Consider the following 14,261-nt stretch of genomic DNA (forward strand, 5'->3'; position numbering starts at 1 on the left):
CCTATTTACCATTATAATTTTAAATGATAATCATTCTTAATCAATTGGACTACATAATGAAACATATAGAGTAGTTGCTAGTCAGGGGAATATCATGATATCTTACATTAATCATTCAAGGATACTTAAATTACTCATTAATGGTATCGCAATTATAGCATTACTTTTTTCAATTGCCTTGTCCGTTTCATATGGTGCCGTTGAAATAAAACTATCGACCGTTTGGCAGGCGATTGTTTCGTTTGATCCCGACCTGTCCACACATCAGGTGATTCAGGAATTACGGTTGCCAAGAGCGTTTGCGGCTGCACTAGTAGGCGCATTTTTAGCTGTTTCCGGTGCTATTATGCAAGGGATGACTCGAAATCCATTAGCTTCACCATCCATTATGGGGGTTACGGATGGTGCGGCCTTCACATTAGTAATTATGCTTGCTTTTTTTCCAGGTGTATCAAATTTAGGATTAACATTTGCTTCATTTGTCGGTGCAGGGATTGCTGTCGTTCTGGTTTTTATGGTAGGTTCCTTTTCGACCAGTGGATTAACACCAGCAAAACTTGCGCTCGCAGGTGTTGCAATAGGAACAATGCTTAGTTCCATTTCCTCTGTCATTTCCTTGCATTTTCAGCTGGAAAAAGACATGAGCTTCTGGTTTGCAGGCGGATTATCCGGGACAAATTGGACGTCCGTTTATATTCTGCTTATTACTGGCGGGGCCGGGATGCTCCTGGCTCTGATTATTTCCCGGTCCATAACAGTGCTTAGCCTTGGTGAAGATGTGTCAACAGGACTTGGGCAAAATAATCTTCTCATTAAGGCACTTGGAATAATTACCGTACTCATTTTAACAGGTGCTGCTGTTTCCATTGCGGGTACGGTTGGATTTGTTGGACTTATCATTCCACATATTACACGATTTATTATGGGAACGGATTATCGCTGGATTGTCCCGTCGTCCGCGCTATTGGGTGCACTATTATTAGTTCTGTCAGATGTTGTTGCGAGATTGGTTAATGCGCCATTTGAAACGCCTGTTGGTGCAATTACTTCTTTAATTGGTGTACCATTCTTCCTGTATTTAGCACGTGGCAGTGGAGGTGGTAAATGATGAGCAAACAGCATGGAATTAAACGATATGTTTCGATCATTTTTCTGCTAATTGTGGCTATCATTATGATGTTTTTTGTTAGTTTGAGTACTGGCGCTATTCCGATCTCGCCAATCGACGTAGTGAAAACAATCTTCCAATTTGGTACAGAAAAGCAGGAGTTAATTGTATTCGATTTCCGATTACCGGGTATTGTGCTTGCTTTATTAATCGGAGCAGGTCTTGCGGTGTCTGGGGTAATTTTACAGGGGGTAACGCAAAATGACCTTGCAGACCCTGGGATCTTAGGAATAAATACAGGAGCAGGTCTTGCAGTCGTATTGTTTATCTATTTCTTCCAGGACACACTTTCCATGACAAGCACTATATCGGCGTTCATCATGCCATTATTTGCTTTAATAGGCGCAATAGTTGCAGCAGCTCTTATCTATACACTGGCATGGAAAGATGGTGTTAATCCAATCCGATTAATATTGGTTGGGATCGGGGTTAATGCAGGGTTTAGTGCAGCACTTATCATTTTTCAGCTGAAAATGGACCCACAGGATTTCAGGCAGGCGACGGTATGGCTAGCTGGGGATATATGGAGTGCAAACTGGGGTTTTGTTTTAGCGCTGTTACCTTGGATTTTGATTTTAATTCCATATACCTTGCATAAGGCGCATAGTTTAAATGTGCTAAATCTAGGTGATGATGTAGCAGCTGGATTAGGGTCAAAGGTTGAACGTGAACGCAGAATGCTCTTATTGTTAGCAGTGGCGATTGCTGGAGCATGTGTTGCTGCAGGTGGTGGAATAGCATTTCTAGGCTTAGTCGTTCCGCATATTGCACGGAGAATTGTAGGTCCGACTCATCAACGAATTATTCCAATTTCGACACTCATCGGTGCATTATTGCTCATTTCAGCAGACGTTATTGGAAAAAACATACTTGCGCCGAGCGAAATCCCAGTTGGTATTGTTGTTGCCATTTTAAGTACACCGTATTTTGTGTACTTATTGATGAAGACGAAATAGAAAGGCTGATTATATATGGACAAGCAATTAGAACTGTATGACGTTACAATCGTTGGCGGGGGACCAGTTGGATTGTTTACCGCGTTTTACAGTGGAATGCGGGAAATGAAAACGAAAATAATAGAATACCTGCCATTTTTAGGCGGGAAGGTCTCGTATTTTTACCCCGAGAAGATGATTCGTGACGTTGGAGGAATTCCCTCGGTTTCCGGTGATGAATTTACCGAGCAGTTAATTGAGCAGGCGAAGACATTTGATCCAACAGTAGTGTTAGGAAGGCAAGTGACAACACTTCAGCAATTAGACAATGGAAATTTTATTATACGGACAAATGACGGAGAAGAGCATTATAGCCGAACGATTATTTTAGCAACAGGATTTGGAAGTTTAAAAACGACCAAGTTAGATATTCCGGGAGCCGATAACTATGAAAACGGTAATCTGCATTATACTGTGCGCAATCTTGAACAGTTTAGCGGGAAAAGGGTAGTTATCTCCGGTGGCGGTAATTCTGCGATTGATTGGGCAAATGAACTGGAATCGATTGCTGAGGAGGTAACTCTGATTTATCGGAAAAACACGTTTTCCGGAATAGAAAGCAATATATCGAAAATGAAAAATTCATCTGTCAACGTGATTACACCATACAAAATTGTGAATCTGGCAGGAGAAAGGGAAAATATATCTAGTGTGCTAATTGAAAATACAGAAGCAAATGATCAAAAAACAATTTCCCTTGATCATCTAATTGTCAACCATGGTTTTGCGATCGATCTTGGTGATATTGCTGAATGGGGATGTGACATGATTGACGGAACAATAAAGGTTGACAGTACGATGCAAACTTCGATACCGGGGATTTTTGCGGTAGGGGACATTGCAAACTACCAAAACAAGCTCCATTTAATCGCCGGTGGATTTAATGAAGGACCAATAGCAATAAACAGTGCTAAGCTGCATATAGCACCAAATGAGGAATTAAAGGCATTATTTTCTACAAATATGGAAACCTTTCAGGAAAATAGCTAAACCTTTTGCAGGTTTAGCTTAATTTATGAAGTATTTTCAACAATATTACGGAGATCATTGACTAATAGATAGAAACGGTAATAATAGACAGAGATGAATAAAAATCTGGAGGAACATGTATGAAGAAGCTTGTAACACTTGTGCTAATAATTTTCCTGCTGCTCGGCTCCGCAACATCAATACACGCTGAGGAAGCAGATGGGGTGAAAGAACAGGTCATCTATTCAATTTTTGTTGACCGATTTAACAATATTGATCGCTCTCGTGATAAACAGGTTGATATTGACGATCCAAATGCTTACCACGGAGGAGACATTCAAGGGATTATTGATAAGTTGGATTACATAAAAGAACTAGGGTTTACGACAATATCCCTATCCTCCATTATGGAAAACTCCCCAAACGGGTATCATGGTTATTGGATTGAGGACTTTTTTAAAGTAGAAGAAGAATTCGGTACATTAGAAGATGTTAGAAAGTTAGTCAATGAGGCACATGAGAAGGGTATAAAGGTTATCCTTGAATTCGTGCCAAATTACGTATCAGAAGACCATCCATTTGCAGACGATTCTAGTAAAACTAAATCCAATACCACTACAGACGCTTTGTGGCTGGATGGTGCTGTTACCCTAAATCAGGAAAATGAAGATGTAAAGAAAATGCTGTTGGAAGCAGCAGATTTTTGGTTGAACGAAACAGATATTGATGGGTTTCAGCTGCATGCAATTGAGCAATCCTCCATAACGTTTTTAAAAGAATTTGTTAATCATGTAAAAGAAGTGAAACCAACTATTTATTTGACCGGGACTGTATTAAATCCTGACAAACTAACAGAGGAATATTTAGATGCTGGTATTCCATTAGTCGAATATGCACCACTGCAAGAAGCAATGGTCAACGTATTAACGAATGTTGGTACGCCACCTTCAGATATTTATAAAAAGTGGGAAGAAAGCGGGAAACGAACGGGCCTGGTCTATATTGACAATAAATTTACAGATCGATTTACTAGAAAGATTGTGGAAAGTGGGCAAAATCCGTTAACAACCTGGAAGCTGGCATTGGCTTATCTGTATACGACTCCAGGTGTACCGCTAATTTATCAGGGGTCGGAAATACCGATGGATGGGGATACACAGGAAGAAGTTCAGCAATTAGTGCAATTCAATAATAGTGATCCGGATTTACACGATTTTTTCAATAAAATTGCTGCAATCCGTACGCAATTTCCTGTGCTGTCCCATGGCAAATTTGAACTTGTGGATTCTAATGGTGCAATGAGTGTATTTAAGCGCTATGATGACAATGAAACAATGTTTATAGCCATCAATAATGATGTTAAAACCAGGTCGGTTCTAGTAGAAGATGTCCCTGAAGGAATGCAGCTAACCGGTTTAATTGGTGATGACATTGTTCGCAAAAATGATGATGAGAAGTATAAAATCGGTGTCGATAGGGAATCGGTTGAAATATATATTACTGAGAAGGATACTGGTCTAAATTGGGTGTATATAGGCATGATAGTAGGTGTATTTTTAATCTTTGTTTTGTTTATTATCATGTTGAGCCTGAAACAGCGGAGAAGAGATCAAAAGCCTTTGTGATAAATGTTTTATGAATTTAAAAAGAAACATCCTATTCACACGTGCAGTAAAATCGCGTGTGATTTTTTTGTTGGAAATACATATAAAGTTCTACGTTTAATAATTTGAGACACACTGGAAAGAAATTTTGCTGCATATCGTTGGAGGAGGCGCTGAAGTTTCGCCCATTATAAAAGGAACTGCGATTCACAGCCCCTTTCGTATTGGTACATATAAGGGGATTCACCCATTCACAATCATCCCGCCATTTACATGAATCATCTGTCCGGTGATATAGCTAGCATCCTCACTTGCCAAATAGACGTAAGCCGGACCTAATTCACTGGGGTTCCCATATCGTTTCATTGGTGTATTTCCCCCAAATTCATCGACCTTTTCCTTGGTAAAGGTTGATGGTATTAGCGGAGTCCATATCGGTCCAGGTGCCACAGCATTTACCCGAATTCCTTGAGAAACTAAAGATTGTGATAAAGAACGGGTAAAGCTTGTTATAGCGCCCTTAGTTGCTGAATAATCAATCAGGTCTTTATTACCTTGATATGCTGTAATGGAAGACGTATTAATAATTGAGCTGCCTTCCAGTAAATTCGGCAATACAGCCTTTGTCATATAAAATGCCCCAAAAATATTTGTCCGAAAAGTTTTCTCAAGCTGATCATTTGAAATATCCATAAAATCTGCTTGCGGGTGTTGTTCAGCCGCGTTATTAACAAGAATATCGATTTTACCAAATTGATCGATTGTTTGGGTGATGGCGGATTCACAAAAAGCCTGGTTGCCAATGTCACCGTCAATTAATAAACATGTTCTGCCTTCCTGTTCAACTATTCGCTTTGTCTCATTAGCGTCATCATGTTCATCTAAATAGACAATGACAATATCAGCACCTTCCTTAGCATAATGAACACTGATTGCTCGTCCTATTCCACTATCTCCACCGGTTATAATCGCGACTTTGTTTTTTAATTTATTGTTTCCCTGGTAATTTTCCTTGATAAACTCTGGCTCTGGGGTCATTTTTGATTCTATTCCAGGCTGTCTCTGCTGTTTCTGTGACGGTGGGGTTTGTTTTTGATTTTCTTGTGTCATCGAAAGTAACCTCCTATTTGTGTATATAATTATCCATTCCCTTATTAGTACGATTCAATCTTTTTACATACAAAAAATTAGGGGGCTGAACATGACTAAAACGATTGGCTCGATAGATAAACGATGACGGGAAAGGGACGATAATTTTTTAACGCTAAGGATGTTAATACGTACTTGACGTAAACTGCGACGTAATATTCTCGGGTCGCCGTCCGGGATCGCTGCGGGCGGATGCGCACCTTAGGGCACGGCCTCAGTCTCCTCGAGAAACCCACTCTTTGGTGTCTTCGGACTCGTGCTTTTCTGAGCAGGAGTCACCGCCCGCAGCGATGCCGGACTAGTGAAGTGGAATTAATATATATCGGTACTTGCATAGATTATAATTATTAAATATAAAGTATCTATAATCTTTAAGAAATCATGATTACGTTATAAATACACTTACTAGCAGCCCGTATACACGGAGACTCCTGTGGGAGATGAGGCATCGGTGAGACCCCGGAGTGCGTCAGCACGAGGAGGCTCATCAGCCGCCCACGGAAAGCGTAGTGTATACGGGCTGCGGAATCGAAGAACATCATAAAATGTAATACTTATGTCGCAGTCTACGGATAATTATTAGTAAGCAATACGAAAAATCAAAGCAGAAAATCCGAACTGATAAAAAGAATTCATAGTTCGGATTTCTCTTTGACTACACGTTCCAGCTGCTTACCAACTAATACATATACTCATGTGAGGATCTTGCACCTTGTTTGTCTAAATAGTTATATATTTCTCTGTAAGCAAGTAAATCAATTTCACCAGCTATGTACTTGTTTTGATAAAAGTCGAGAAGCTGGTTGATAGATTCGAATTTTCGTTTGCGGTCATGCTCATAGGCTTTGATTAATTCGGTTAGCTGCATGGACTATCTCCCTCCTATATTTCCTGAAAAACTTGTACCAAAAGCTCGTTTTTCTGAAATATATGAGGCAGTTTGCTAGTTTATGCTAACCGATTCGTTTTTCCTCGTAATGATGAATGAAATCCATATGATTGCAATACTAATGACCATTAGGACACTTGCCCCCAGCAAGCCATGGGATATAAACGGAATGGAGCTGAATCCGCACCACTGAGCAAATCCATTTCCGAACAAAAATAATTCATTTAAAGCAAATCCGATAAAAAAGATTAGGAATCCTGCCTGCATTAGATGGTTACGCATATTAATAATCCCAATTAATTGAAACTGCGTTAAAATAAATGTGCTGACGAACCCTAGCAATGAAAAATGCAGGTAGCCAATGATCACACTTCTTGTCTCATACACAAGACTTGCCATTGTTGGGGAAATTAACCCAAGTTCCATTGTGCTTTTAACAATTAATAAGAAAAAAGTGATCCATAGACATATAACCGTTACATCATGAAATTTCCTATATAAACGTACCCAAATTCCTTTAAATGCAATGATGACACCAAATACGCCAATCCATTGACCGATACCGCCAATTGTTGCAAGTACCTGGCTATGACCTCCTAATTCAACCCAAAGCACGGATAAATAGTACCCGGGAAATAATGATAGGAAATAGATCCAAAATCCAGCTATCAGCAGAGAATGGTTAAATACAATTTGCTTTTGGTGCAGGACAATGATAAATAAGCCGATTAAAAATAAATACAGCCAGCCATTGTATTGGAAATGCAAATAAAAGTAAATGGCCATATCAAACACATAGCTGTCCCGAAGTCCATTTGCTGCAATTACACCAAGTGAAAACGGTCCAATCGAAGAGATGACTAATGCCAGTAAAGAGCCATTAATAAAATATTTACCTGGTTTTGGTATACCTAATTGTCCGTTTAATTCCCGGTAAATAAACAGTGCCGCCCAATATTCTACTAAAATGTGCAGGCTTGACATAATAATTGAGTATAGTCCGTATCCTTGATATACAAACGCACCAAACATTAAAAATGACGTTACAAATAGTGCGATTGCAACGACTTTCGCTTGTTTCTTTTGTCTAATTGTTTTCCAAAAGATAGATAAGAAAATAATGAAAGCTCCTAAAAAGGCCCAGCCTAAAATAGCTAAATGTGAATGACCATGCATGACGTTTGTATAGGGAAGCGATGTATCAGGGTTAAACGGGTAAAACCGCATCCACAATCCTGATATCGCTGTAATCGCAAATAATAAAAATGTAAAATGAACAAAAAGCCGTGGCATCGGTTTGATACCTCCTTAATTCCAACTATCTATTATTTTCGTAAAATGGGACAAAAGATGCAAGCGGAAAAGACATAATGTCAAAAAAATATAACATTTATATGACAGATTGGAGAAAATTATTGTGTCTATATGGTATTCTGGAATATGAATTACTTTTTTGAATCTTTTAAAAGGGAGTGATTTTATATGAGTTTAAATATTAATTTTAATTTCATTGAAAACAGGTTCACGGAAGTGATACTAAAAAAATAATAGTGTGGAGGGATCCTATTGCAGACATTGTTTCGCTACAATTGGATGGTAAGAGAAGAATGGTATCATTGGTGTGAGCAGGTAGAGGAGGATGAACTTCTTTATATCCGAACAGGTGGAGTAGGTGGGATTTTAAATACTCTGTTTCACATTGCTGATGTTGAATGGAGCTGTTTTCGTGTTCTTCAAGGGAAGGATGATTTTCAGGAAAGCTTTGAGTCATATCGCAGCCTGAAAAAAGTCAGAGCGTTAGATGCTGCATTTCGACCAGAAGTGGAAGAATTTGTTCATAATTGGAACAATAGTATGGAGAATCGTGTCTTGGAAGATCGTTTGCCAGATGGAGGAATTCAAACTTACGCATGGGGCGAGGTAATGCGACATGTAATTGCCCACGAAATTCATCATATTGGACAGTTGTCTGTCTGGGCCAGGGAAATCGGGAAAAAGCCGGTTTCAGCTAACTTAATTAGACGAGGACTTTTTACTATTTCAAACAGGTAATGTTTTGTGTAAGGAGAGAAAGAGAACGTATGGCTGAAATAAATCAGGCACATGCGTCTCTTTCTTTTCCAATAAAATAAATGTATTCGCAGATAAAAGAAATGAATCCCACGCGAGCACCGCACCTTCAACATGACTTACCAAAAGTCACCTGTTCACAAAAAAAGCTACCCCAGTAGTACTGGACTAGCCTAATCAGAATTTACTTATATTCATCATTCAAGAAAAATAATGCAATAGTCCCTGGGCCAGCATGCGCTCCGATTGCCGACCCTACCATTTCAATTACGATTTCTTTCGGATTAAATTTTTCTTTAATCACTTCAGCTAGTTTTTCCGCTCTTTCGATATCATCTCCGTGGCTGATTCCGATAACCTGATTTTTAAAATCGGTACCACGTTCTTCCATGATTTCAACGATTCGCCCCAATAATTTTTTGGAACCTCTAATTTTTTCAAGCGGAACTAATTTTCCATCATCAACATGGAGTATTGGTTTAATTTTTAAAAGGGAACCAACGAATGCAGCTGTTTTACTGACACGCCCACCTCGATACAAATATTCAAGATCATCTACCGTAAAAATATGCTCCATATGCTTAGCGTGGTATGTAGCCATTTCAATTATTTCATCAACACCTGCACCCGATTTTGCTAGTTGTGCTGCACGAAGTACTACCAGACCATATCCAATAGATGCACACTTCGTATCGATTACATGGATAGGAGCGTCCGGGTATTTTTCCTTCACTTCCTGCTCCATCATCTTCCCTGTTTGGTAGGTGCCAGACAATTCAGAAGAAAATGCAATATAGATTAAGGGTTGATTTGCTTCGGCGTAAGATGTAAAAATAGTTTTAAAGGTTTGTGGAGATACTTGTGATGTCTTAGGACTTTTTCCTTCCCGCATTGCGTCATACACCGATTTTGGTGATATTGTTTTTCCATCTTCATATTCTTTTTCATCTAAATGTACCGTTAATGATACCATTTCAATGTCAAATTCGTTATAATGTTTTGTTGACAGATCAGATGCTGAATCTGCAAGAATTTTTACGCTCATTAGTTACACCTTCATTCCTATAATAAACTTGTATTTCTTTAAGTTTATAGCTATAACGATGGTTAGTCAAAGATATTTAAATAATATTAAAAAAAGTATAACAATGTATTGGACAGCTGTCAGATGCATGCTGGCTATATAAGGAGGGTTGTCATGTTTTTGTTTGAAGCAAAGCGAATTATTATCGTAGTATTTGGTGCTTTATTAAATGCGATTTCCTTGAACTTCTTTTTAATTGGCGCCAATGTTTACGCTAGTGGATTTACTGGTGCCGCTCAGCTGATTTCCAGTGTGTTTAATGACTTTGTGGGAATTGGGATAAGTACTGGTATTCTATTATTCATTCTAAATATCCCTGTTGCCATTTTGGGATGGTTTAAGGTTGGAAAAGGGTTTACAGTATACAGTGCTATATCTGTTGCATGTACTACTATATTTCTTGAAGTACTGCCGATTATTCACATTTCAGAAGACATTATATTGAATGCCGTATTTGGCGGGGTAATTGGGGGTACTGGTGTTGGGATTACATTGAAACTGGGTGCATCAACAGGTGGTATGGATATTGTCGCGATGGTACTGTCACGGATGAAAGACAGACCGATTGGTACGTATTTTTTATTGCTGAATGCAGTGATTATTGCGATGGCAGGTATTCTCTATGAGCCTGAAAATGCATTGTATACATTGTTAACACTGTATGTAACGACACGCGTGATTGATGCGATACATACTCGTCACGAAAAAGTTACAGCTATGATCATTACACACAAAGCGGACGAATTGCAAAAGGCAATCCATAACAAAATGGTGCGTGGTATTACTATATTACCTGCAAAAGGTGCGTATACACGGGAAGATAAAAACATGATGTATCTTGTCGTTACACGATATGAGCTATACGATCTTGAGAAAATTATTTCTGAAATAGATCCAAATGCTTTTACGAACATTGTTCAAACAACAGGCATTTTCGGTTTTTTCAGACGTGATGGCTAAACATTTCAGCAGAGGGGCAAAAAGCTATGAAAAAATTTCTTGTCGTATTTTTTGCAATGCTATTGGTTGCTTGTGGAAATCAGGATAATGAAGACAACACAAATTCAGAACAGAAAAGTCAGGAATCAAGCACGGAAACACCATCAGATGAAAATGTATCAGTGAAATTCAGAAACCTTGACATTACTACACCAGAGAAACAAATTGCCGTTAAAGGACAGGCTGCAGCAACAAATGATGTGTTCTATTTTAAGCTTTTGTACGGTGAGGAAGTTGCAGTTGATGAAAGTGAAGTTAAATTAGATACGAATGCAAGCGGGTGGGGGAGCTTTGAGTTAAAAATTGATATCCCTAAGAATGATCAAACAAAAGATCAAATACCCGTTCTAACATTTTATGTAAAAGATGAGTCAGGAAAAATGGTTAATCCAAACTATGTTCCAGTTGATTTAGCACAATAAAAAGACAGCAGAAATGCTGTCTTTTTTTAATACCCATATTTTGCAAATACATCTTGTACTTTTGGTGACAATGCATCCCATTCCGCGTCAAATTGTTTGTTTACCGTAATGAAATTCTGATATCCGAAAACGTTATCGACACCTTCAAGCTGCAAGAGATCATTTAAAATTGCATATTCGCTCGTGTCTCCAGGTTTTACTGAAATACTATTTGTGCCTTCAAAAATAAGTTTATCTGTAGTAAATTTAAGTGCATTTGGATTCGGTGTAGCTTCAGCACGTACTCCCATTTGTAATCCCTCCTAATAATACCTATCTAATTACATATTAGCAGAAATAGGACAAGGAAAAAAGAAATATATTAAGCTTTTTCAGATGAAGAAATTTATAATGATTTCGGTCACGGAAGAAATAAGAAACAATCATAATAAAAACACCTTCGCCTATCTTGGCGAAGGTGTTTCCGCTTGCCTTACGCAAAACCGTTTCATCACATTGTAAAGAATTGGAAATCACTTGAGCAAGCCATTGGTTGCGGATGTTAACTCAATTGGTTTTTAGACTTGAGTTGTTGTTCAAGCTGCTGCAATTGCTGTTGTTCTTCGGGAGAGCAATTTGTATAGGCAGCTTGGATGGCATTTTGTGCTGCTTGCTTATCTTGAGCGTTTGAAGCTCCTGTTGTGTTTGTTAAGCGGTTGACGGCATCTTTAGCTTGTTGAAATAAATTATTCGCCATTTAAAACCCTCCTACAGTGTGGTTATCTGCTTCCTCATGTTTTCGTTCAGCATCGGAAAAGCGTGATCGGTAAGGAAACCGTTCAGCATGCTGTTTAACTGAATCAGCACCTTGTTGAGTAAATCGTTTTGATTTGCTCTTTTTACCCACAACTGATTCCTCCCAACAAAATAAGAAGTGAACGCTTTGACGTTCACTTATAGTATGGTTTATTCGTAATTTTATATGGTAGGAAAATGTCGGTAAGTTTTTAAACAGCTTTCATTTGCAGGTTCAAATATTTTTCCAAAAATGCACCGATTCCGTCCTGCTCATTAGAATCTGTAACGTGATTGGCAATGGATTTAAGTTCATCAATAGCATTTCCCATTGCAACACCTACTCCAGCATAATCAATCATTTCAAAATCATTATCCTCATCCCCAAATGCAATAATTCGTTCTTTAGGGATATTATAATAATAAGCGATCTTTTCTAAACCAACAGCTTTATTCATCCCTTTTTTAACGATTTCAATAATATTCCACGGAGCACCCCATTTGCGATGTTCAATCAATTCTGCATGATAATCGTCAAGGTGGCTTCTCAATTCATGGATATGATCTTCTTTTGGGTGGATTAATAAGGATGTAGGATCGTTTTTCAGCTCATTTTTTAAACTGCCAATCTTAAATGGCGGATCGTTTTGTGTTGTGTGAAAAATTTCAATGATTTTTTCATCGTATTGATCCAGGTATACATCGTCCTTAACCTCTGCTAATATATTGTGGACATTCAACTGATAGCAAGCATCAATAATTTTTAAAGCAGTTCGTTTGGGCATTGGACTGTGCAGCATATCCCATTTGTCATCCTTAGGGTGATGGATCAGCGCCCCGTTAAAGTTGACCATTGGCGTATCAAGACCAAGTTCCTGATAATAATTAATACTTGCACGATGCGGTCTGCCTGTTGATATAACAACAATGTGACCTTCTTCGATTGCTTTTAATACGGTTTGCTTCGTTCGTGCGCTAATTACTTTTTTGTCTGTTAAAAGTGTTCCATCTAAATCCAAAGCAATTAAATGTTGTTTATTTTCCATAAGTTTCACCTCGTATTACCCTAGTTTATAAGTGATTCTGGATAAAGTAAAGTATTATTAGAGTGGAAAAATGTTATGTTGAGGTTAAGTTTTGTAAAATGGAATTAATATAGAAACAATGGAAACACATGACCCAGGATATAAAGATAGTTTAGAGAAAAGCAGCAATAACCTTTAATCATAATCATTCATGTTAGTTGCATTACATACCTATAAAATACTATGATTAAGTATATATATTTTGACGAGAGGATCTTGATCATGATAGGGGTATACCATAGAAAATTTAATGATATTCCGGCTTTGGTTGTTGTTGATTCAGAAAAAGAAAAAGAGGCATTACCTGTTGTTGCATATTCCCATGGTTTCACAAGTGCAAAGGAGCACAATTTACCGCTCGCCTATTTGCTGGCGGAAAAAGGGTACCGGGTCGTTTTGCCTGATAGTAAATATCATGGGGAACGGGAAGTGGACATTTCCGCTATTAAGAAACAGATCTCCTTTTGGGACATTGTTATGCTGAATGTTCATGAATTAAAAGAAATAAAAGATATTCTCGATCAGGAAGGACTTGTTTTAGATGAACGTTTTGGTTTAGCGGGAACAAGTATGGGAGGAATTACAACCTCTGCTGCCTTGACACAGTACCCGTGGATTAAAGCTGCTGCAGTTCTTATGGGCTCGCCTAAGATTACTACTTATGCGAAAACATTAGTTGACAGCTTTAGGAAATTGGGAGATTTACCAGTTACCGAAGAAATGATTGATCAATTATTTGAAGATCTTAAGAAATACGACTTATCCAGACAAGCGGATAAACTCAGTAATCGCCCGCTTCTTTTTTGGCACGGTGAGAATGATTCAGTTGTACCATTTGATCATTCGTACACATTTTATGATCAAGCGAAGCAGCTATATAACAATCAGGACAATATTAAATTCCTTAAAGAATCAAATCGGGATCATAAAGTAAGTCGCTATGCTATTCTAGAAACGGTTCGTTGGTTTGATACACATTTGTAGATTGAATTAGAACTATTAGCCTGCAAGTAACATGATATGTGAGATAAATCACTTGAAAAGTAAGCGAAA

Annotated in this window: 16 protein-coding genes; 8 read left to right on the forward strand and 8 right to left on the reverse strand. The window is 38.3% G+C overall.

What is annotated here, in order from left to right:
- Positions 1 to 94 precede the first annotated feature (94 nt).
- From IEV74_RS10115 to IEV74_RS10130, 4 genes are all read left to right on the forward strand, one after another.
- Positions 95 to 1,108: a FecCD family ABC transporter permease gene (locus tag IEV74_RS10115; RefSeq protein ID WP_188455267.1), complete on the forward strand. Its 1,014-nt coding sequence runs from the start codon at positions 95 to 97 to the stop codon at positions 1,106 to 1,108.
- Positions 1,108 to 2,124 (forward strand): FecCD family ABC transporter permease, encoded by a 1,017-nt coding sequence (locus IEV74_RS10120; RefSeq protein ID WP_188455268.1) that lies wholly within the window; start codon positions 1,108 to 1,110, stop codon positions 2,122 to 2,124. Before IEV74_RS10115 ends, IEV74_RS10120 begins: the two co-directional genes overlap by 1 nt.
- Before the next feature lie 15 nt (positions 2,125 to 2,139).
- The gene (locus tag IEV74_RS10125; RefSeq protein ID WP_188455269.1) at positions 2,140 to 3,153 is read left to right on the forward strand and encodes an NAD(P)/FAD-dependent oxidoreductase; all 1,014 of its coding nucleotides are present in this window, start codon (positions 2,140 to 2,142) and stop codon (positions 3,151 to 3,153) included.
- Positions 3,154 to 3,272: 119 nt separating this feature from the next.
- Positions 3,273 to 4,757, forward strand: a complete 1,485-nt coding sequence (locus tag IEV74_RS10130; protein WP_188455270.1) for an alpha-amylase family glycosyl hydrolase — start codon at positions 3,273 to 3,275, stop codon at positions 4,755 to 4,757.
- A gap of 222 nt (positions 4,758 to 4,979) precedes the next feature.
- Here the strand turns inward: IEV74_RS10130 and IEV74_RS10135 are convergent, their stop codons facing one another.
- The 3 genes from IEV74_RS10135 to IEV74_RS10145 all read right to left on the reverse strand — a co-directional run bounded on the left by IEV74_RS10135 (position 4,980) and on the right by IEV74_RS10145 (position 8,067).
- A complete protein-coding gene (locus IEV74_RS10135; RefSeq protein WP_188455271.1) occupies positions 4,980 to 5,846 on the reverse strand; it encodes an SDR family oxidoreductase in 867 nt (288 codons plus the stop codon).
- A gap of 718 nt (positions 5,847 to 6,564) precedes the next feature.
- Entirely contained in the window at positions 6,565 to 6,753 is a 189-nt protein-coding gene (yppF, locus tag IEV74_RS10140) for a YppF family protein (protein ID WP_188455272.1), read from the reverse strand.
- Between the two features lie 75 nt (positions 6,754 to 6,828).
- Entirely contained in the window at positions 6,829 to 8,067 is a 1,239-nt protein-coding gene (locus IEV74_RS10145; RefSeq protein WP_188455273.1) for a hypothetical protein, read from the reverse strand.
- 273 nt (positions 8,068 to 8,340) lie between these two features.
- Here IEV74_RS10145 and IEV74_RS10150 point away from each other — a divergent pair, with 273 nt between their 5' ends.
- A complete protein-coding gene (locus tag IEV74_RS10150) occupies positions 8,341 to 8,826 on the forward strand; it encodes a DinB family protein (RefSeq protein WP_188455274.1) in 486 nt (161 codons plus the stop codon).
- A gap of 202 nt (positions 8,827 to 9,028) precedes the next feature.
- Here IEV74_RS10150 and fakB read toward each other — a convergent pair whose 3' ends face one another.
- A complete protein-coding gene (fakB, locus tag IEV74_RS10155) occupies positions 9,029 to 9,889 on the reverse strand; it encodes a DegV family protein (RefSeq protein WP_188455275.1) in 861 nt (286 codons plus the stop codon).
- 153 nt (positions 9,890 to 10,042) lie between these two features.
- Here fakB and IEV74_RS10160 point away from each other — a divergent pair, with 153 nt between their 5' ends.
- Together IEV74_RS10160 and IEV74_RS10165 are read left to right on the forward strand one after the other, a co-directional pair.
- Positions 10,043 to 10,888, forward strand: coding sequence for a YitT family protein (locus IEV74_RS10160; protein ID WP_188455276.1), 846 nt, complete (start codon positions 10,043 to 10,045; stop codon positions 10,886 to 10,888).
- 26 nt (positions 10,889 to 10,914) lie between these two features.
- On the forward strand, positions 10,915 to 11,349 hold the full coding sequence (locus IEV74_RS10165) for a hypothetical protein (RefSeq protein ID WP_188455277.1): 435 nt from the start codon (positions 10,915 to 10,917) through the stop codon (positions 11,347 to 11,349).
- 26 nt (positions 11,350 to 11,375) lie between these two features.
- Here the strand turns inward: IEV74_RS10165 and IEV74_RS10170 are convergent, their stop codons facing one another.
- The 4 genes from IEV74_RS10170 to IEV74_RS10185 all read right to left on the reverse strand — a co-directional run bounded on the left by IEV74_RS10170 (position 11,376) and on the right by IEV74_RS10185 (position 13,169).
- Positions 11,376 to 11,639 carry a NifU N-terminal domain-containing protein gene (locus IEV74_RS10170; protein ID WP_188455278.1) on the reverse strand — a complete coding sequence of 88 codons (264 nt, stop codon included), beginning with the start codon at positions 11,637 to 11,639 and terminating at the stop codon, positions 11,376 to 11,378.
- A gap of 251 nt (positions 11,640 to 11,890) precedes the next feature.
- Positions 11,891 to 12,085, reverse strand: a complete 195-nt coding sequence (locus IEV74_RS10175; RefSeq protein WP_188455279.1) for a DUF3813 family protein — start codon at positions 12,083 to 12,085, stop codon at positions 11,891 to 11,893.
- Entirely contained in the window at positions 12,086 to 12,235 is a 150-nt protein-coding gene (locus tag IEV74_RS10180) for a hypothetical protein (RefSeq protein ID WP_188455280.1), read from the reverse strand. It abuts the gene before it with no gap.
- A 100-nt stretch (positions 12,236 to 12,335) separates the two neighbouring features.
- A complete protein-coding gene (locus IEV74_RS10185; RefSeq protein WP_188455281.1) occupies positions 12,336 to 13,169 on the reverse strand; it encodes a Cof-type HAD-IIB family hydrolase in 834 nt (277 codons plus the stop codon).
- A 261-nt stretch (positions 13,170 to 13,430) separates the two neighbouring features.
- Between IEV74_RS10185 and IEV74_RS10190 the strand changes: the two genes are divergently transcribed.
- Complete coding sequence (locus tag IEV74_RS10190) at positions 13,431 to 14,192, forward strand: prolyl oligopeptidase family serine peptidase (RefSeq protein WP_188455282.1); 762 nt, start codon at positions 13,431 to 13,433, stop codon at positions 14,190 to 14,192.
- The last annotated feature ends 69 nt before the right edge of the window (positions 14,193 to 14,261 follow it).

It is taken from the genome of Virgibacillus oceani (assembly GCF_014638995.1).
Classification (GTDB): domain Bacteria; phylum Bacillota; class Bacilli; order Bacillales; family Amphibacillaceae; genus Virgibacillus_E; species Virgibacillus_E oceani.

Excerpts from the sequence above, each read along its gene's own strand:
- IEV74_RS10115 (WP_188455267.1), top strand. The coding sequence starts at position 95 with ATGATATCTTACATTAATCATTCAAGGATACTTAAATTACTCATTAAT.
- IEV74_RS10120 (WP_188455268.1), top strand. The coding sequence starts at position 1,108 with ATGAGCAAACAGCATGGAATTAAACGATATGTTTCGATCATTTTTCTG.
- IEV74_RS10125 (WP_188455269.1), top strand. The coding sequence starts at position 2,140 with ATGGACAAGCAATTAGAACTGTATGACGTTACAATCGTTGGCGGGGGA.
- IEV74_RS10130 (WP_188455270.1), top strand. The coding sequence starts at position 3,273 with ATGAAGAAGCTTGTAACACTTGTGCTAATAATTTTCCTGCTGCTCGGC.
- IEV74_RS10135 (WP_188455271.1), bottom strand. The coding sequence starts at position 5,846 with ATGACACAAGAAAATCAAAAACAAACCCCACCGTCACAGAAACAGCAG.
- yppF (WP_188455272.1), bottom strand. The coding sequence starts at position 6,753 with ATGCAGCTAACCGAATTAATCAAAGCCTATGAGCATGACCGCAAACGA.
- IEV74_RS10145 (WP_188455273.1), bottom strand. The coding sequence starts at position 8,067 with ATGCCACGGCTTTTTGTTCATTTTACATTTTTATTATTTGCGATTACA.
- fakB (WP_188455275.1), bottom strand. The coding sequence starts at position 9,889 with ATGAGCGTAAAAATTCTTGCAGATTCAGCATCTGATCTGTCAACAAAA.
- IEV74_RS10160 (WP_188455276.1), top strand. The coding sequence starts at position 10,043 with ATGTTTTTGTTTGAAGCAAAGCGAATTATTATCGTAGTATTTGGTGCT.
- IEV74_RS10165 (WP_188455277.1), top strand. The coding sequence starts at position 10,915 with ATGAAAAAATTTCTTGTCGTATTTTTTGCAATGCTATTGGTTGCTTGT.
- IEV74_RS10170 (WP_188455278.1), bottom strand. The coding sequence starts at position 11,639 with ATGGGAGTACGTGCTGAAGCTACACCGAATCCAAATGCACTTAAATTT.
- IEV74_RS10175 (WP_188455279.1), bottom strand. The coding sequence starts at position 12,085 with ATGGCGAATAATTTATTTCAACAAGCTAAAGATGCCGTCAACCGCTTA.
- IEV74_RS10185 (WP_188455281.1), bottom strand. The coding sequence starts at position 13,169 with ATGGAAAATAAACAACATTTAATTGCTTTGGATTTAGATGGAACACTT.
- IEV74_RS10190 (WP_188455282.1), top strand. The coding sequence starts at position 13,431 with ATGATAGGGGTATACCATAGAAAATTTAATGATATTCCGGCTTTGGTT.